The sequence below is a fragment of the Streptomyces sp. NPDC047002 genome, from assembly GCF_040704505.1.
Lineage (GTDB): Bacteria > Actinomycetota > Actinomycetes > Streptomycetales > Streptomycetaceae > Streptomyces.
The window spans coordinates 351796-368444 of sequence record NZ_JBEYWC010000001.1 but is presented as its reverse complement, the minus strand read 5'-3'; the positions used below and the strand labels follow the sequence as shown (position 1 = coordinate 368444).

General features: G+C 74.6%; 14 protein-coding genes. 8 read left to right on the top strand and 6 right to left on the bottom strand.

The window, feature by feature from the left end:
* Positions 1-66: 66 nt before the first annotated feature.
* Both AB0910_RS01720 and AB0910_RS01715 read left to right on the top strand, forming a co-directional pair.
* Positions 67-768, top strand: a complete 702-nt coding sequence (locus AB0910_RS01720) for an alpha/beta hydrolase family protein (RefSeq protein WP_366742469.1) — start codon at positions 67-69, stop codon at positions 766-768.
* 35 nt (positions 769-803) lie between these two features.
* The gene (locus AB0910_RS01715) at positions 804-1145 is read left to right on the top strand and encodes a muconolactone Delta-isomerase family protein (protein WP_366742468.1); all 342 of its coding nucleotides are present in this window, start codon (positions 804-806) and stop codon (positions 1143-1145) included.
* Between the two features lie 109 nt (positions 1146-1254).
* Here AB0910_RS01715 and AB0910_RS01710 read toward each other — a convergent pair whose 3' ends face one another.
* Together AB0910_RS01710 and AB0910_RS01705 are read right to left on the bottom strand one after the other, a co-directional pair.
* Positions 1255-2109: a MerR family transcriptional regulator gene (locus AB0910_RS01710; protein WP_366742467.1), complete on the bottom strand. Its 855-nt coding sequence runs from the start codon at positions 2107-2109 to the stop codon at positions 1255-1257.
* A 127-nt stretch (positions 2110-2236) separates the two neighbouring features.
* Complete coding sequence (locus AB0910_RS01705) at positions 2237-3343, bottom strand: LacI family DNA-binding transcriptional regulator (protein ID WP_366742466.1); 1107 nt, start codon at positions 3341-3343, stop codon at positions 2237-2239.
* A 143-nt stretch (positions 3344-3486) separates the two neighbouring features.
* Here AB0910_RS01705 and AB0910_RS01700 point away from each other — a divergent pair, with 143 nt between their 5' ends.
* Positions 3487-5124 carry an ABC-F family ATP-binding cassette domain-containing protein gene (locus AB0910_RS01700; RefSeq protein WP_366742465.1) on the top strand — a complete coding sequence of 546 codons (1638 nt, stop codon included), beginning with the start codon at positions 3487-3489 and terminating at the stop codon, positions 5122-5124.
* Positions 5125-5646: 522 nt separating this feature from the next.
* Here AB0910_RS01700 and AB0910_RS01695 read toward each other — a convergent pair.
* Complete coding sequence (locus AB0910_RS01695) at positions 5647-8037, bottom strand: Tex family protein (RefSeq protein ID WP_366742735.1); 2391 nt, start codon at positions 8035-8037, stop codon at positions 5647-5649.
* Between the two features lie 451 nt (positions 8038-8488).
* On the opposite strand from AB0910_RS01695, the gene AB0910_RS01690 reads away from it, so the two are divergent.
* Positions 8489-8962: an ATP-binding protein gene (locus AB0910_RS01690; protein ID WP_366742464.1), complete on the top strand. Its 474-nt coding sequence runs from the start codon at positions 8489-8491 to the stop codon at positions 8960-8962.
* Here the strand turns inward: AB0910_RS01690 and idi are convergent.
* From idi to galE, 3 genes are all read right to left on the bottom strand, one after another.
* Complete coding sequence (idi, locus tag AB0910_RS01685) at positions 8928-9521, bottom strand: isopentenyl-diphosphate Delta-isomerase (RefSeq protein ID WP_366742463.1); 594 nt, start codon at positions 9519-9521, stop codon at positions 8928-8930. The two genes, AB0910_RS01690 and idi, sit on opposite strands and share 35 nt — an antisense overlap.
* Before the next feature lie 175 nt (positions 9522-9696).
* A complete protein-coding gene (locus AB0910_RS01680; protein WP_366742462.1) occupies positions 9697-10635 on the bottom strand; it encodes a cation diffusion facilitator family transporter in 939 nt (312 codons plus the stop codon).
* Between the two features lie 141 nt (positions 10636-10776).
* Positions 10777-11757, bottom strand: a complete 981-nt coding sequence (gene galE / locus AB0910_RS01675; protein ID WP_366742461.1) for a UDP-glucose 4-epimerase GalE — start codon at positions 11755-11757, stop codon at positions 10777-10779.
* A gap of 322 nt (positions 11758-12079) precedes the next feature.
* On the opposite strand from galE, the gene AB0910_RS01670 reads away from it, so the two are divergent.
* Genes AB0910_RS01670 through AB0910_RS01655 form a run of 4 tightly spaced genes read left to right on the top strand, consistent with a single transcriptional unit; the run spans position 12080 to position 16593 of the window.
* Complete coding sequence (locus AB0910_RS01670) at positions 12080-13969, top strand: DUF5941 domain-containing protein (RefSeq protein WP_366742734.1); 1890 nt, start codon at positions 12080-12082, stop codon at positions 13967-13969.
* Entirely contained in the window at positions 13966-14712 is a 747-nt protein-coding gene (locus AB0910_RS01665) for a phosphocholine cytidylyltransferase family protein (protein ID WP_366742460.1), read from the top strand. Before AB0910_RS01670 ends, AB0910_RS01665 begins: the two co-directional genes overlap by 4 nt.
* Positions 14700-15761, top strand: coding sequence for an iron-containing alcohol dehydrogenase family protein (locus tag AB0910_RS01660; protein ID WP_366742459.1), 1062 nt, complete (start codon positions 14700-14702; stop codon positions 15759-15761). The genes AB0910_RS01665 and AB0910_RS01660 overlap by 13 nt, the downstream gene beginning before the upstream one ends.
* Positions 15739-16593, top strand: coding sequence for a CDP-alcohol phosphatidyltransferase family protein (locus AB0910_RS01655; RefSeq protein ID WP_366742458.1), 855 nt, complete (start codon positions 15739-15741; stop codon positions 16591-16593). Before AB0910_RS01660 ends, AB0910_RS01655 begins: the two co-directional genes overlap by 23 nt.
* The last annotated feature ends 56 nt before the right edge of the window (positions 16594-16649 follow it).

The window sequence follows — 16649 nt, the reverse complement described above, 5'->3', positions numbered from 1 at the left end:
TCCTGTTGGGCAACCCCTAGTGTGGCCCCGGAAATCACCGAAGAAGGGCCGCACCTAGGGGAATTCATGACTGATTACGTGCTCGTCCACGGGGCGTGGCATGGCGGCTGGTGCTGGCAGCGCCCGGCCGCGAGACTCCGGGTCTCCGGCCACCGGGTGTTCGCCCCGACCCTCACAGGACTCAGCGACCGGCGGCACCTCATCGCCCCCGGGGTCGGGCTGCCGACCCATGTGCGCGACGTGGGCGCCCTCTTGGAGGCGTGGGACCTGCGCGACGTCGTCCTCGTCGGGCACTCGTACGCGGGACAGATCGTCACCGAGGTCGCGGCGGCCCACCGCGACCGCGTGGGCCACGCCGTCTACCTCGACGCCTTCGTCGGCGAGGCGGGCGAGCGCGCGATCGACCTGCTGCCCGAGCAGGTGGCGCACCACTACCGCGAGTCGGTCGCGGGGCCCGGCTTCGGCTGGCTGATCCCGCCGAGGTCACTCGACGTGCTGGGAGTGCGGGAGAAGGAGGACCTGGACTGGCTGACCCCCCGCCTGAGTCCGCACCCCTGGAAGAGCTATCTGGACCCGCTCGGCGCCGGCCTGCCGGGCGACCTGCCGGCCACGTACATCGACTGCACGGACTGGATGGCCGTCTTCGCCCCGTACGCCGAGCGGGCGCGCGCACGCGGCTACGCGGTGCACGAACTGGCCACCGGGCACGAGGCCATGGTCACCGCGCCCGACGATCTCGCGGCCCTGCTGGCCGGCATCCCCGGCTGAGCACGGCCGAAGCCCTCTCCCAGAAACGAGAGACCATGGAGTTCCTGGTACGGTCCACGACCACTTTTCCCTCCGGCATGAGCGCCGAGCGGATCGCCGAGCTGCGTTCGGCCGAGAGAGCGCTCGCCATGAAGCTGCGCGCCGACGGCATCCTGCGGCGCCTGTGGCGCATCCCGGGCCGCCAGGGGACGGTGGGCCTCTACCGCACGCGCGACGCGACCCACCTGCATGAAGTCCTCACGTCACTGCCCCTGTTCCCGTGCATGAGCATCGAGGTCGAGGCGCTCGCCACCCACCCCCAGGAGGCGCAGGAGAGCGCGGCCGGGGCCGACGTCACGGCGGCGGCGCCCGCGAACGGCGCCTCGGGGCCCGCCTGACGACCGTCCGCTCCCCGGGTGTGCGGTGCCTCGGGGGACCTCCCGCCCGCCTGGCACCCGCCGTCGCCCGCCCGAGGCAGGCGGCGGCGCGCCGGGGCCCGGCCCCTCCTCAGCGCGCGGGCGGCTGCTCCCCGGCGGGCGGGCCCGCTGCCAGGTCACGCAGCTCCGCGCGCAGCGAGCGCTGGAACGCCGTCACCAGCGCCTGCACCACCACGGGCTGGAGCGGCGCGGACAGCGACCGCAGCGCGGCCTCCCGGTCCCCGGTGTCCTCTCCGTGCTCCTCGTACGGGCCCCACACCTCGTCCCGGAACAGCCGGCTCAGCTCGTGCGCCGCCGCCCGGGTGTGCTCGGCGAGCACCGCGCGCGCCGCCAGGATCGTCTCCTTCGCGATCGGCACGTCGAGCAGCTCCACGCCGAGCCGCAGCATCGCCGCGTCCACCAGGAACGCGCCGTCAGTGTCACCGGTGCCGTCAGTGCTGCCAGTGCTGCCAGTGTCACCGGCATCACCGGCACCGCCAGTGGTGCCGCCGCCGTGCGCCGGTGTCAGCGCGCCCATCGCGGTGAGCCGCTCCACGTCCTCGTCGGCGAGCGGCCGCCCCGCCCGCCGCTCCAGCTCGCCGCGCGTCGCACGCTCCGCCGTACCGGGCGCCCAGGACGCGACGAGGGCCCGGTGGATGGCGAGGTCGTGGGCACTCAGGCCGGTCGGCAGCCCGGAGACGTACCGCTCGATGCCCGCGAGCGTCATGCCCTGGGCCCGCAACTCCTCGATGAGCGCAAGCCGCGACAGGTGCGCGGGCCCGTACCTGCCCACCCTGCGCGGCCCGAGCCGGGGCGGCGGCAGCAGCCCGCGCGTGCCGTAGAACCGTACGGTCCGCACGCTGACGCCCGCACGCTCCGCCAGCTCGTCCACGGTGTACGTCCACGGGCCGCCGCCCTCGCCCGCCCCGGCGTCCCGGCCCACCATCGCAGCGCCTCGCCTCCCGCCGTACGTCCCGCACCCGCTGCGCCCGGGCACCTCCCGTGCCCCGGCAGTATCACCGCGGGGCGGCCCGCCGGGAAAGCCCCGCGGGCACCGGCGCGCCCCCGGCGGGTCAGGCCGTGGCCCGCCGCACCAGCGTCGTCCGCATGATCACCGAGTCGCCGTCGGGCGCCGCCGCGTGCGGGACGGCCCCGTCCTGCCCGACCGGCGCCGCACCCGCGTCGAGGCCGTGCAGCAGCAGGCGCGCCATCAGCCGGCCCTGGCCCTCCACGTCCTGGCGCACCGTCGTCAGCGGTGGGTCCGTCGACGCGGCCACCGAGTCCATGTCGTCGAACCCCACGAGCGCCACGTCCCGCGGCACCCGTCGGCCGCTCTCCTTGAGCACCCGCAGCGCGCCCGAGGCCATCAGGTCGTTCGCTGCGAACACCGCGTCCAGGTCCGGCCTGCGCCGCAGCAGCTCAGTCATCGCCTTGGCCCCGCTCTCCGGCGTGAACGCGCCCTGCGCGACCAGCGTCTCGTCGTAGTCGGCGCCGAGCACGTCGCGGTACCCGTCGAGCCGGTCGGTGCCCGAGGTCTGGTCGAGCGGCCCCGCGATGTGCGCGATGCGGGCACGGCCCAGGTCGCGCAGCAGCCGCACCGCGACCCGCGCCCCGTCCCTGTTGTCCGCGTCCACGTACGGCACCGCCTGCCGGTCGGGCGCGGCCGTCCACACGGGCCGGCCGCCGTACACCGTCGGGATGCCGGCGCGCCGGGTGATCGCGGGGATCGGGTCCTCGGTGTGCAGCGAGAACGCCAGCGCGCCGTCGACATGGCCGCCCGCCAGATAGCGCGACACCCGCTCGAAGTCGCCGCTGCCCTCCACGAGCATCAGCACCAGCTGGGTGTCGTGCGCCGAGAGCTCCTTGCTGATGCCGCGGATCTGCCGGAAGAAGAACGGGTCGGAGAAGATCCGCACCTCGGGCTCGGGGATGATCACCGCCACCGCGCCGGTGCGCCGCGTGACCAGGGTGCGCGCCGCGTGGTTGGGCACGTACCCGAGCTCCTCCACGGCGCGGTGCACCTTGTCCGCGAGCGACTGCCGCACGCCCGTGCTCCCGTTGACCACCCGCGAGACCGTGGCGCGCGAGACACCCGCGCGCGCGGCGACGGCCTCGAGCGTCGGGCGGGGACCCGCCGGCGGTCTCGACCCGGGGGGTCCCTGCGGGGGCGTGTCGGGCACGGTGCGCTCCTCGTCTCGGGGTGCGCCACAGCCTAGTTCCTGCGGCACCCATGATCGGCCCCGGTGACGCGCTCCCCGCCGGCGGTGCGCGCCGCGGTACCCGGCTGCCGCGCGCCGCCGGCTCCGTTAGGATCGGCGGCCTGATGACTGCCACGCTCGTAGCCAAATCCCTCGCCGCAGGTCACGGCGCCCGCTCCCTGTTCACGGGCCTCGACCTCGTCGTCGCGCCCGGCGACGTGATCGGGCTTGTCGGCGCCAACGGCGCGGGGAAGTCGACCCTGCTCCGCCTGCTCGCCGGGCTCGACACCCCCGAGGAGGGCACCCTGTCGCTCTCCCCGCCCACGGCGGCGGTCGGCCACCTCCCGCAGGAGCCCGAGCGCAGGCAGGGCGAGAGCGTACGGGAGTTCCTCGCCCGCCGCACCGGTGTCGCAGAGGCGCAGGCCGCCCTGGACGCCGCGACGGCGGCGCTGGTCGACGCCGCGCCCGGCGCCGACGACGCGTACGCGGCCGGCCTCGAACGCTGGCTCGCCCTCGGCGGCGCCGACCTGGACGAGCGGGCCGAGGAGACCGCCGCGTCGCTCGGGCTCACCGTGGGGCTCGACCAGCCGATGGCCTCGCTCTCCGGCGGGCAGGCCGCCCGCGCCTCGCTCGCCTCCCTGCTGCTCTCCCGCTACGACGTCTTCCTGCTCGACGAGCCGACCAACGACCTCGACCTCGAAGGGCTCGAACGCCTGGAGCAGTTCGTGCGCGGCCTGCGCGCGGGCACCGTCGTCGTCAGCCACGACCGCGAGTTCCTCGCCCGCACCGCCACCGGGATCCTCGAACTCGACCTGGCGCAGCAGCGGATCGCCCTGTACGGCGGCGGCTACGAGTCCTATCTGGAGGAGCGCGAGCGGGCGCGCAGGCACGCGCGCGAGGAGTACGAGGAGTACGCGGACCGCAGGTCGTCGCTGGAGACGCGCGCCCACACCCAGCGCGCATGGATGGAGAAGGGCGTCAAGAACGCCCGCAGGAAGGCCCAGGACAACGACAAGATCGGCCGCAAGTTCCGCGCCGAGGCCACCGAGAAGCAGTCCGCGAAGGCGCGCCAGACGGAGCGGCTCATCGAGCGCCTCGACGTGGTGGAGGAGCCGCGCAAGGAGTGGCAGCTGCGGATGGAGATCGCCGCAGCCGACCGCTCGGGCGCCGTCGTCGCGACGCTGGGCGGCGCGGTGGTGCGGCGCGGCGGATTCGTGCTCGGGCCCGTGACGCTCCAGGTCGACCGCACCGACAGGATCGCCATCACCGGGCCCAACGGCTCGGGCAAGACCACCCTGCTCGGTGCGTTGCTCGGGCGGCTGCCCCTCGACGCGGGCACCGCGTCCCTCGGCTCAGGCGTGGTGGTGGGCGAAGTCGATCAGGCGCGGCGCCTGTTCCTCGGCACGGACACCCTGCTCGACGGCTTCCGCACCGCGGTGCCCGACGCCGAGCCCGCCGAACTGCGCACCCTGCTCGCCAAGTTCGGCCTCAAGGCGGACCATCTGACGCGGCCCGCCACCACCCTGTCGCCCGGCGAGCGCACCCGCGCCGCGCTCGCGCTCCTGCAGGGCAGGGGCGTCAACCTGCTGGTCCTCGACGAGCCCACCAACCACCTCGACCTGCCGGCCATCGAGCAGCTGGAGTCCGCGCTCGGCTCCTACGACGGCACACTCCTGCTGGTCACCCACGACCGGCGCATGCTCGGCGCCGTGCACACCACGCGCAGGCTCGACGTGGCCGAGGGCCGCGTCACGGAGCGCTGACCCGCATCCGCGACGCGGCCCTGCCCTCGTCCCGCCCGGAGCGAGGGGAGGTGCCGCCGCCGATGCCGCCTCACCGGTGACATGACCGAACATCACCGGCCCGTGGGCCCGGCGGCGCGGACGGCAACGGGACGCGTCCGGAGCGCCCGGCGGGCACCTGGAACCCACCGCGCACCGGCCTGCCGGTCCACACCGCTCCCATCCTGCCCACCGCACCGCGGGTCAGAGCGGTCACACCGGCACACCGGAAGCACGGTCGGCTTCCGAGTCGCGTCCCACTGCCGTCACGGCGACCGGCTACCCGGCCACCGCTCGGCCACGCGCCCCGCGGTGAGATCGCTCACCCTTCCTTCACACCAGGGGCCGACGGCCCGGTGGCGCGGACCCGCGCCCGGCGGAGCGGTGTGGGGCGCCCCGGGGCCACGCGGGCCCGCGTGGCCGGTGGAGCCGCCGTGCCGCGGGGCGCGCCCCTGCGCGGGCCGCCCGCCGCGGGGGCGCCCGCAGCGGATCGCCCCCGCGCCGTCAGCGCTCCTTGCCGAGGAGGCCCGCCTTGCGGAGCGCGTCGGCCATCGCGCTGTTGGCGGGCGCGGGCGCCTGACGGCGCTGGCCGCCGCCGCTCGCGCCGCCGCGCCGCTCGCGCCCGCCGCCCTGCCGCTGCTGCGGTGCGCGCCCGCCGCCCGCGCCGCCCTTGGGCCGCTCGCGGCCGCCGCCGTCCGCGCGGCCCGCGGCGGCCGCGCCCGCCTCGTCGTCGAGCCGCAGCGTCAGCGAGATCCGCTTGCGCGGGATGTCCACGTCGAGCACCTTCACCCGGACCACGTCGCCCGGCTTCACCACGTCGCGCGGGTCCTTCACGAAGGTCCGCGACATCGCCGAGACGTGCACCAGGCCGTCCTGGTGGACGCCGATGTCGACGAAGGCGCCGAAGGCGGCCACGTTCGTCACCACGCCTTCGAGGACCATCCCGGGGGAGAGGTCGCCGATCTTCTCCACGCCCTCCTTGAAGGCGGCGGTCCTGAACGCGGGCCGCGGGTCGCGCCCCGGCTTCTCCAGCTCCCGCAGGATGTCCGTGACCGTCGGCAGGCCCACCGACTCGCCCACGAAGTCGCCGGGCCGCAGCGAGCGCAGCACCGAGGTGTTGCCGATGAGCGCGGCGACCTCCGTGCCCGCGCTCTTCACCATCCTCCGCACCACGGGGTACGACTCCGGGTGCACGCTGGACGCGTCCAGCGGGTCCTCGCCGCCGCGGATGCGCAGGAACCCCGCACACTGCTCGTACGCCTTGGGGCCGAGCCGCGCCACGTCCTTGAGCGCCCTGCGCGAGTGGAAGGGGCCGTTCACGTCCCGGTGGGCGACGATGTTCTCGGCGAGGCCCGAGGTGACGCCGGAGACCCGGGAGAGCAGCGGCGCCGAGGCGGTGTTGACGTCCACGCCGACGCCGTTCACACAGTCCTCGACCACCGCGTCGAGCGAGCGCGACAGCTTCACCTCGGAGAGGTCGTGCTGGTACTGGCCCACGCCGATCGACTTCGGGTCGATCTTCACCAGCTCGGCCAGCGGGTCCTGGAGCCTGCGCGCGATGGACACCGCGCCGCGCAGCGACACGTCCATCCCCGGCAGCTCCTGCGAGGCGAACGCGGACGCCGAGTACACCGAGGCGCCCGCCTCCGACACCATCACCTTGGTGAGCTTCAGCTCCGGGTGCGCGGCGCACAGCTCGGCGGCGAGCTTGTCGGTCTCGCGGGACGCCGTCCCGTTGCCGATCGCGATCAGCTCGACCGCGTGCTCCTTCGCGAGCCGCGCCAGCGTGGCGAGCGCGGTGTCCCACTTGTTGGCGGGGACGTGCGGGTAGACGGTGTCCGTCGCGACGACCTTGCCCGTCGCGTCGACCACGGCGACCTTGACGCCCGTGCGGTAGCCGGGGTCGAGGCCGAGCGTGGCCCGCGTCCCCGCGGGGGCGGCGAGCAGCAGGTCCCGCAGGTTCGCCGCGAACACCCGCACCGCCTCGTCCTCGGCCGCCGTGCGCAGCCGCAGCCGCAGGTCGATGCCGAGGCGGACGAGGATCCGGGTGCGCCAGGCCCACCGCACCGTGTCCGCGAGCCACTTGTCCGCAGGCCTGCCGCGGTCCGCCACGCCGAAGCGGCGCGCGATCATGTTCTCGTACGTGCTGGGGCCCGGGGCCTCCGAGGGCTCCTCGGGCTCCAGGGTGAGGTCGAGGGCCTCCTCCTTCTCGCCGCGGAACATCGCGAGCACCCGGTGCGACGGCAGCTGGGTGAACGGTTCGGCGAAGTCGAAGTAGTCGGCGAACTTGGCGCCCGCCTCCTCCTTGCCCTCCCGCACCTTCGCCGCGAGCCTGCCGCGCTCCCACATGCGCTCGCGCACCTCGCCGATCAGGTCGGCGTCCTCCGAGAACCGCTCGGTCAGGACGGCGCGCGCGCCCTCAAGGGCGGCCGCGGTGTCCGCGACGCCCCTGGCGTCGTCCACGAACGCGGCCGCGGCCGTGGCCGGTTCGACCGACGGGTCGGCGAGCAGCCTCTCCGCCAGCGGTTCGAGCCCGGCCTCCCGCGCGATCTGCGCCTTCGTGCGCCGCTTGGGCTTGAACGGCAGGTAGATGTCCTCAAGGCGCGCCTTGGTGTCCGCCGAGCGGATCCGCGCCTCCAGAGCCTCGTCCAGTTTGCCCTGCTCGCGCACGGATTCGAGCACCGCCGTGCGCCGCTCCTCCAGCTCCCGCAGATAGCGCAGCCGCTCCTCCAGGGTCCGCAGCTGCGCGTCGTCGAGCATCTCGGTCGCTTCCTTGCGGTAGCGCGCGATGAACGGGACGGTCGACCCGCCGTCGAGCAGCCCCACGGCCGCCTCGACCTGCCGCTCCCGTACGCCGAGTTCCTCGGCGATCCTGCCTTCGATGGACGTCGTCACTGTCACGCTCCGCTTGAGGGTCCGTTACGCGCTCTGCATTGTGGCAGGTGGCTCGGACGGCACGGGGCACGACAGGGGCGTCTGTCACCGTACGTGCACGGCGTCCGCACCCGGCCCGCCGGGCGCGGGCCGCGGGCTCCGCGGCTGGTCAGGGCCGAACAGGCCCCCGCGGCGCGGGAGATGGCGGTGGCGCGGCGGGCGGGCGGGACCGCCGTGGCGCTGCCGTTGGAGTATGCCGGGAGCGCGTGCCGATTCCGTACGCCGCGCAGGCGGCCGGCTTCGTGCAGACGGTGCGCACAACCGGTCTTCGCTGCCCCCTTTTCGCGCGGTTCCGGTCGGGAACAGCCGATAGCCGCTGACTTGCGTTCAGTGCGCCACGACGCGTCGCCCCGCGCCAACACTCGGTGACGCGAGTGGACAACGGGGAACGAGACGAGGGTGGGTGCCGCAGATGGAGAGCCGCGGGAGTGTTCCGGTCCGGCCACTGCCGTACGAGGGGGTGTGGCGCTTCACCGCCCCTGCCGTGGACGCGTCCGTGCCGCGGGCGCGGCACGCCGTCCGCGACCTCCTGGTGCGCCAGGCCGTGCCGGCCGACGAGGACCTGGTGCAGATGGTGCTGCTGATCGTCTCCGAGCTGGTGACCAACGCCGTGCGCCACGCCGCGGTCCTCTCGCCCGAGGTCGGCGTGGAGCTCTCCGTCGACGCGGGCTGGATCAGGGTCTCCGTGGAGGACGGCCACCCCTACCGGCCGAAGCCGCTGGCGCGGGACCAGACCCAGACGGGCGGGCGCGGACTGCTGCTGGTGCAGGAGCTCTCCCGGGAGGCCGGCGGTGCCTGCGACGTCGAGCACACCGCCGGCGGCGGGAAGGTGGTCTGGGCGGCGCTGCCGCTCACCAGCCGGACTGCGCCCCCGTCAGCTCCCTGACCGCCGGGCGCGCCGCGTCGAGCACCGTCGTGAACCAGGCGGAGAACGGGTCGTCCGCGCAGCGCTTCTCCAGCTCGGCCGCCGACACGAACGCGTACTCCGCGATCTCCTCCGGGTCCGGCGCGGGCGTCGCCTGCGCGAGCCCGACGAAGAGGTGGTTGAACTCCTGCTCCACGAGGCCCGACGCCGGGTCGGGGTGGTTGTAGCGCACGGTGCCCGCCTCCGCCATCAGCGTGGGCGACACGCCGAGCTCCTCGAACGTGCGGCGGGCGGCGGCGGCGAACGGCGCCTCGCCCGGGTACGGGTGGCCGCAGCAGGTGTTCGACCACACGCCGGGGGAGTGGTACTTGGCGAGCGCCCTGCGCTGGATCAGCAGCCGGCCCTGCTCGTCGAAGAGGAAGACGGAGAACGCCCGGTGCAGCTGTCCTGGCGCCTGGTGCGCGGCGAGCTTCTCCGCGGTCCCGATCGTCCTGCCCTGCTCGTCGACGAGCTCCAGCATGATCGTTTCCTGTGCGTCCGCCTGCGCGCTGTCCGCCGTGGTGGCTGGTGTCGTCGGCATAACCGTCCTTCGCTCCGGGCTTCGGGCCCCAGTCTGCCGCACAAGGCCCTCATGTCGGCACTTCGGGGGCGCGATCATGATCCGTTCCCACGATTGCCGCCGCGGACACCACCGCGGGACGGGCCCCCGGGCGCACAGCGCTCGCACCCGGCGCGCGTCCGCACCCCGCGCGCCGTCAGTGGCAGACCCTGGCCTCGTGCTCCGCGTGGCCGCCCGGCTCCAGCTGGAAGGTGCAGTGCTCCACGTCGAAGTGGTGGCCGAGGCAGCCCTGGAGCTCGTGCAGGATCTTCTCGTGGCCCACCGCGTCGAGCGCGTCCTGGTCCACCACCACGTGCGCGGAGAGCACCGGCATCCCCGACGTGATCGTCCAGGCGTGCAGGTCGTGGACGTCCACCACGCCCGGCATGGCGAGCATATGGGCCCGCACCTCGGCCATGTCGACGCCCCTCGGCGCCGCTTCGAGCAGCACCTCAAGCGTCTCGCGCAGCAGTTTCACCGCGCGCGGCACGATCAGCAGCCCGATCACCAGCGACGCGACCGGGTCGGCGAGCTGCCAGCCGGTGGCCAGGACGACCCCGGCGGAGACCAGCACCGTGAAGGACCCCAGCGTGTCCGCGAGCACCTCGAGGTACGCGCCGCGCACATTGAGGCTCTCCCGCTGCCCGCGCATCAGCAGCGACAGCGAGACCGCGTTGGCCACCAGGCCGACCAGGGCGAACGCGATGGTGAGGCCGCCCCGGGTGTCCGGCGGTGCGAGGAAGCGGTCGACCGCCTCGTACAGCAGGAACGCGCCGACCCCGAGCAGCAGCAGGCAGTTGGCGAGCGCGGCGAGGATCTCCGCGCGCGCGTAGCCGTACGTGCGGCTCGCGTCCGCGGGCCTCGCGGCGAAGTGGATCGCGAGCAGGCCCATGCCGAGCCCCAGCGCGTCCGTCGCCATGTGCCCGGCGTCCGCGATCAGCGCGAGCGACCCGGACAGCACGCCGCCGGCGATCTCCACCGCCGTCACGGCCAGGGTGATGGCGAGCGCGACCCGCAGCCGGTTGCGGTACCCCGCGGTGACCGTCTCGCCGGGCGGCGGTCCGTGGCTGTGCCCGTGATCGTGCCCTGCCCCCATGGGCCACCTCCCCGACGCCGCGGCGCTCTGCCGACGACGCCAGTGAACTATGCACGCGCGGCCCCGGGCAACACGACGCTGAACACCGTTGTCATCTCACCTGACCTGCGGAAATGCCCGCAGGTCAGCGCTCGGGCAGGGTCAGGAGGCGGGCACTGCCGGGTGCTGGAGCTGCCAGCCCTCCCACGCGGATTCCACCATTTCGCGTACGCCGCGCGAGGCCGTCCAGCCGAGTTCCGAGGCGATCAGGCCGACCGACGCCACGGAGGCCGGTGCGTCGCCCGGACGCCGCCCCTCCACCGCGGGCCCGGCCGCGCAACCGGTCACCTCGGCCACGACCCGGGCCAGCTCGCGCACGGACACGCCCTCGCCGCGCCCGATGTTCACGGTCAGGTCCCCAGGGCCCCGGTCCGCCAACGACCGCGCGACCGCCAGATGGGCGTCGGCCAGGTCCGCCACGTGGATGTAGTCGCGCACGCACGTGCCGTCCGGCGTCGGATAGTCGTCGCCGAAGATCCGCGGCGCCTCGCCCCGGGTGATCCGGTCGAAGAACATCGGAACGATGTTGAAGACGCCGGTGTCGGCGAGCGCGGGGGCCGCTGCGCCCGCCACGTTGAAGTAGCGCAGGCAGGCCGTGGCGAGGCCGTGCGCCCGGCCCGCCGCCCGCACCAGCCACTCGCCCGCGACCTTCGTCTCGCCGTACGGGCTGATCGGGGCCGTGGGCGTGTCCTCGGCGATCCGCTCCCTGTCGGGCGTGCCGTACACCGCGGCCGACGACGAGAACACGAAGGACCGCACACCCCCCGCCACCACGGCGTCGAGCAGCGTGGTGAGGCCGGCGACGTTGTCCCGGTAGTACGCGAGCGGCCGCTCGACCGACTCGCCGACCTGCTTCTTCGCGGCGAGGTGCACCACGCCCGTCACGGCGTGCTCCGCCAGCACCCGGTCCACCAGGCCCCGGTCCGCGATCGAGCCGCGCACCAGCGCGACCTCGCCGGGCAGCCGCCGAGCCACCCCGGTCGACAGGTCGTCGAGGACCACGGCCCGCTCGCCCGCCGCCGCCATGGACCGCACCACGTGCGCCCCGATGTAGCCGGCCCCGCCCGTAATCAGCCACGTCATGGCCTCACTGTAGAGGCCGGCCCCCGGCCCGCCCCCGGCGTCCCCCTGCCGCCGGCGCCCCCCCCGCCGCCGGGTACGCCCACGGACACGGCCCCCGGGCCCGCGGCCCGGCGGGAACCGGCAGGCAGACCCGGGCGTCCGAAGCGTAAACGGTCGGTGAAATCGGTCTTCAGTTCATCCGATAGCCTCTGCCGACGTGCCCGCGTCCGGCCCGTGCCGCACCGCCCGGCCGCACGTGCCTGCCGGCGTGCCGCCGCGGCCCCGGCCCGGGTACGCAGCCGTCCGCGCGCCCCGCCCTGCCAGTGCCAAGGAGTGAGTTCGTCTGTCGACCGCCATCCTCACAGGTGCCCCGGTGCCCGGATCGCCGCTCGACGGCCATCTGCGCTCGCTGGGCTTCGACGTACGCCCCGCCCGGGACGGGGCCGACGCCGCGCGCCTGCTCGCCGGCGTGCCGGCCGGTGAGCGGGTCGCCCTGGTCGACCCCCGCTTCGTCGGCCACCTGCACGCCCTGCGCCTCGCCCTGACCGACCCGCGCTTCCCGCTCTCCGCGACCGCCGGGGCCGTCACCGCCAAGCCCGAGGCGCGCGGGTCCCTCGCCCGCGCGCTCGGCGAGGCCGGAGACGCCGGGGCCCAGGACGCGCCGGGTTCCGGCGGCGGCACCGGCCTGGCGGCGGCCCCCCGCACCGGCGCGCTCGCCGACCGGGTCGCCGCCGCGCTCGAAGCCGACGGCGCGGCCCCGCACCGCGCGGAGCTCGGCTCGCTCGTCGCCGCCGTGCCCGAGGACGACACGTCGCGCGCCGAGGCGTCCCGCGCCGTGGCCGCCGTGGACGACGAGGCCGTGCGGCTGCGGTCGGCGGTGAAGGCCCGCGACGGCTTCTTCACCACCTTCTTCGTGTCCACCTACTCGCGCTACATCGCCCGCTGGTGCGCCCGCCGCGGCCTCACGCCCAACCAGGTCACCACGGCCTCCCTGGTCACCGCCGTGATCGCCGCCGCCTGCGCGGCCACCGGCACCCGCGGCGGCTACATCGCCGCCGGCGTCCTGCTGTACTGCTCGTTCGTCCTCGACTGCACGGACGGCCAGCTCGCGCGCTACTCGCTCCAGTACTCCACGCTCGGGGCCTGGCTCGACGCGACCTTCGACCGGGCCAAGGAGTACGCGTACTACGCGGGCCTCGCCCTCGGCGCCGCCCGCGGCGGGGACGACGTCTGGGCGCTCGCGCTCGGCGCGATGGTGCTCCAGACCTGCCGGCACGTGGTGGACTTCGCCTTCAACGAGGCCCACGCCGAGAGCGCCCCCGCCCCCGCCGCTGCCGCCGCCTCCGCGGCCAAGCCCGTCGCAGGCACCCCGACCTCCGCGCTCTCCACCCGCCTCGACAGCGTCGGCTGGACGGTGTGGGCACGGCGCATGATCGTCCTGCCGATCGGCGAGCGCTGGGCCCTGATCGCGGTGCTCACCGCGGCGACCACCCCCCGCATCACCTTCGTGGTGCTGCTCGTCGGCTGCGCCTTCGCCGCCTGCTACACCACCGCGGGCCGGGTGCTGCGCTCCGTGCTGCGCAGGTCCGTGCGCACCGAGCGGGCCACCCGCGCCCTCGCGGACCTCGCCGACTCAGGGCCGCTCGCGCGCGCCGTCGCCGCCGCTGCCGGCCGCCCGGTGCGGCGGCTGCCGTCCCTCTTCCCGTTCGCCGTCGCGCTGGTGGGCGGCGCGGTGCTCGCGGCCACCGCCGCGTACGCGCGCGTCGACGGCCCCTGGCCCGTCCTCGCCGCCCTGCTGTACGTCGTCACCTCGGGCCTCGCGGTCGCCAGGCCGCTGACCGGGCCGCTCGACTGGCTGGTCGCGCCGGTCTTCCGGGCCGCCGAGTACGGCACGGTGCTGCTGCTCGCCGCCCGCAGCGGGGTGAACGGCGCGTTGCCCGCGGCTTTCGGGCTGGTGGCGGCCGTCGCCTACCATCACTACGACACGACCTACCGCATCCGCGGCGGCACGGGCGCGCCACCGCGCGCGCTGGTGCTGGCCCTCGGCGGCCACGAGACCAGAACGCTCGTGGCCGTCGTGCTCGCCGCGGTCCTGGTGACCCGCGGCGCCGACTTCGCCACGGCCCTGACGGTCCTCGCGGTGGCCGTCGCCCTGGTGGCACTGTTCGAGTCCATCCGCTTCTGGGTGTCCTCCTCGGCCCCCGCCGTACACGACGAAGGAGAAACGGCATGATCGGCCTGGTCCTGGCAGCCGGTGCGGGACGGCGTCTGCGCCCCTACACCGACACCCTCCCCAAGGCCCTCGTGCCCGTCGACCCCGCGGGGGAGGGCACCACCACGGTGCTCGACATCGCGCTCGGCAACTTCGCCGCGGTCGGTCTCACCGAGGCGGCCGTCGTCGTCGGCTACCGCAAGGAGGCCGTGTACGCGCGCAAGGCGGAGCTCGAGGAGCGCTACGGGCTGCGCATCACCCTCGTCGACAACGACAGGGCCGAGGAGTGGAACAACGCCTACTCCCTGTGGTGTGCCCGCGACGTGCTCGCCGAGGGCGCCATCCTCGCCAACGGCGACACCGTCCACCCCGTCTCGGTCGAGCAGGACCTCCTCAAGGCCCGCGGCGAGGGCCGCCGCGTCATCCTCGCCCTCGACACGGTCAAGACCCTCGCCGACGAGGAGATGAAGGTCGTCTGCGACGGCTCGGGCGTGCGCCGCATCACCAAGCTGATGGACCCGGCCGACGCGACGGGCGAGTACATCGGTGTCACGCTGATCGAGCCCGAGGCCGCCGCCGACCTCGCCGACGCGCTGAAGGCCACCTTCGAGCGCGACCCGCAGCTGTACTACGAGGACGGCTACCAGGAGCTGGTGAACCGCGGGTTCACCGTGGACACCGCACCGATCGGCGACGTGCCGTGGGTGGAGATCGACAACCACGAGGACCTCGCGAAGGGCCGGGCGATCGCGTGCCAGTACTGACCCGGCTCATCCCCTCGCCGCTCGTCGTCGACATCAGCCGCGGCGCCCTCGACGGCCTCGCCGCCCTCCTCGCCGACCAGCGCATCTCCTCCTCAGGCCGGCTGGCCTTCGCCATAAGCGGCGGTTCCGGCCAGGCCCTGCGGGCCCGCCTCGAACCGGGGCTGCCCGGCGCCGACTGGTACGAGATCGCCGACGGCACCATCGACTCGGCCGTCCGGCTCGCCGACGGCATCAAGGGCACCCGCTACGACGCCGTGGTCGGGCTCGGCGGCGGCAAGATCATCGACGTGACCAAGTACGCGGCGGCCCGGGTCGGCCTGCCCATGGTCTCCGTCGCGACCAACCTGTCGCACGACGGCCTCTGCTCACCCGTCGCGACCCTCGACAACGACAACGGCCGCGGCTCCTACGGGGTGCCGACGCCCATCGCCGTCGTGATCGACCTCGACGTGATCCGCGCCGCCCCGGCCCGCTTCGTGCGCTCCGGCATCGGCGACGCCATCTCCAACCTCTCGTCGCTCGCCGACTGGGAGCTGTCGCACGCCGTCAACGGCGAGCCCGTCGACGGGCTCGCCGCCGCCATGGCGCGGCAGGCGGGCGAGGCGGTGCTGCGCCACCCCGGCGGCGTGGGTGACGACGACTTCCTCACGGTGCTGGCCGAGTCGCTCGTGCTCACCGGCATCGCGATGTCCATCAGCGGCGACACCCGGCCGTCCTCCGGTGCCTGCCACGAGATCAGCCACGCCTTCGACCTGCTCTACCCGAAGCGCTGCGCCCTCCACGGCGAGCAGGTCGGGCTCGGCGCGTCCTTCGCGATGCACCTGCGCGGCGCGCGCGAGGAGGCGCAGCTCTTCGCGCGCGTGCTGCGCCGCCACGGGCTGCCGGTGCTGCCCGACGAGATCGGCTTCAGCACCGACGAGTTCGTGGCGGCCGTCGCGTACGCGCCGCAGACCCGGCCGGGGCGGTTCACCGTACTCGAACATCTCGACCTGTCCGCCGACCAGATCAGGGACGTCTACGCCGACCATGCCAAGACCATCAGCGGCTGAGCTGCGCCCGGTCGTCCACCCCGCGGGGGTGAAGGACCGGCGCAGCGGCGAACACTGGGCCGGCCGGCTCTACATGCGGGAGATCTCGCTCAGGGTCGACCCGTATCTGGTGAACACCCGGATCTCGCCCAACCAGCTCACGTACCTCATGGTGGTCGCCGGGGTGCTCGGCGGCGCCGCGCTGCTGCTGCCGGGGGTCACGGGCGCCGTGCTCGCCGTGCTGCTGTTCCAGCTCTACCTGCTGCTCGACTGCGTCGACGGCGAGGTGGCGCGCTGGCGCGGCCAGACCTCCGTGACCGGGGTGTACCTGGACCGGATCGGCCACTACCTGTGCGAGGCCGCGCTGCTCGCCGGGTTCGGGCTGCGGGCCGCCGACGTCTTCCAGCGGCAGGGCCCGCACCCCGGCTGGCTGTGGGCGTTCCTCGGCACCCTGGCCGCGCTCGGCGCGATCCTGATCAAGGCGGAGACCGACCTGGTGGACGTGGCGCGCCAGCGCAGCGGCCTGCCCGCGGTCGCGGACGAGGCGTCGGCGCCGCGCTCCTCCGGGCTCGCACTGGCCCGCCGCGCCGCCGCCGCGCTCAGGTTCCACCGGCTGGTGGGCGGGATCGAGGCGAGCCTGTTCATCCTGCTCGCGGCGGTCCTCGACGCGTGTGTGTCCGCGGGCGGCGGCCTCTTCTTCACCCGACTGGGTGTCGCGGTGCTCGCCGCCGTCGCGGTGGTGCAGACGCTGCTGCACCTGGTGTCCATCCTGGCGTCGAGCAGGCTCCGCTTGGAAGTGTCTTCAAAAGAGCGTCGTCCGCCCGGAGGGCGCCCCGACCAGACGGGCTTTTGAAGACACGACCTAGCCCGGCGCCGGGCCCGCACCGCACGCGGCCCCGCACACGAAGG

Excerpts from the sequence above, each read along its gene's own strand:
- AB0910_RS01665 (WP_366742460.1), top strand. The coding sequence starts at position 13,966 with ATGATCGGCCTGGTCCTGGCAGCCGGTGCGGGACGGCGTCTGCGCCCC.
- AB0910_RS01655 (WP_366742458.1), top strand. The coding sequence starts at position 15,739 with ATGCCAAGACCATCAGCGGCTGAGCTGCGCCCGGTCGTCCACCCCGCG.
- idi (WP_366742463.1), bottom strand. The coding sequence starts at position 9,521 with ATGCCGACGACACCAGCCACCACGGCGGACAGCGCGCAGGCGGACGCA.
- AB0910_RS01720 (WP_366742469.1), top strand. The coding sequence starts at position 67 with ATGACTGATTACGTGCTCGTCCACGGGGCGTGGCATGGCGGCTGGTGC.
- AB0910_RS01700 (WP_366742465.1), top strand. The coding sequence starts at position 3,487 with ATGACTGCCACGCTCGTAGCCAAATCCCTCGCCGCAGGTCACGGCGCC.
- AB0910_RS01715 (WP_366742468.1), top strand. The coding sequence starts at position 804 with ATGGAGTTCCTGGTACGGTCCACGACCACTTTTCCCTCCGGCATGAGC.
- AB0910_RS01690 (WP_366742464.1), top strand. The coding sequence starts at position 8,489 with ATGGAGAGCCGCGGGAGTGTTCCGGTCCGGCCACTGCCGTACGAGGGG.
- AB0910_RS01710 (WP_366742467.1), bottom strand. The coding sequence starts at position 2,109 with ATGGTGGGCCGGGACGCCGGGGCGGGCGAGGGCGGCGGCCCGTGGACG.
- AB0910_RS01680 (WP_366742462.1), bottom strand. The coding sequence starts at position 10,635 with ATGGGGGCAGGGCACGATCACGGGCACAGCCACGGACCGCCGCCCGGC.
- galE (WP_366742461.1), bottom strand. The coding sequence starts at position 11,757 with ATGACGTGGCTGATTACGGGCGGGGCCGGCTACATCGGGGCGCACGTG.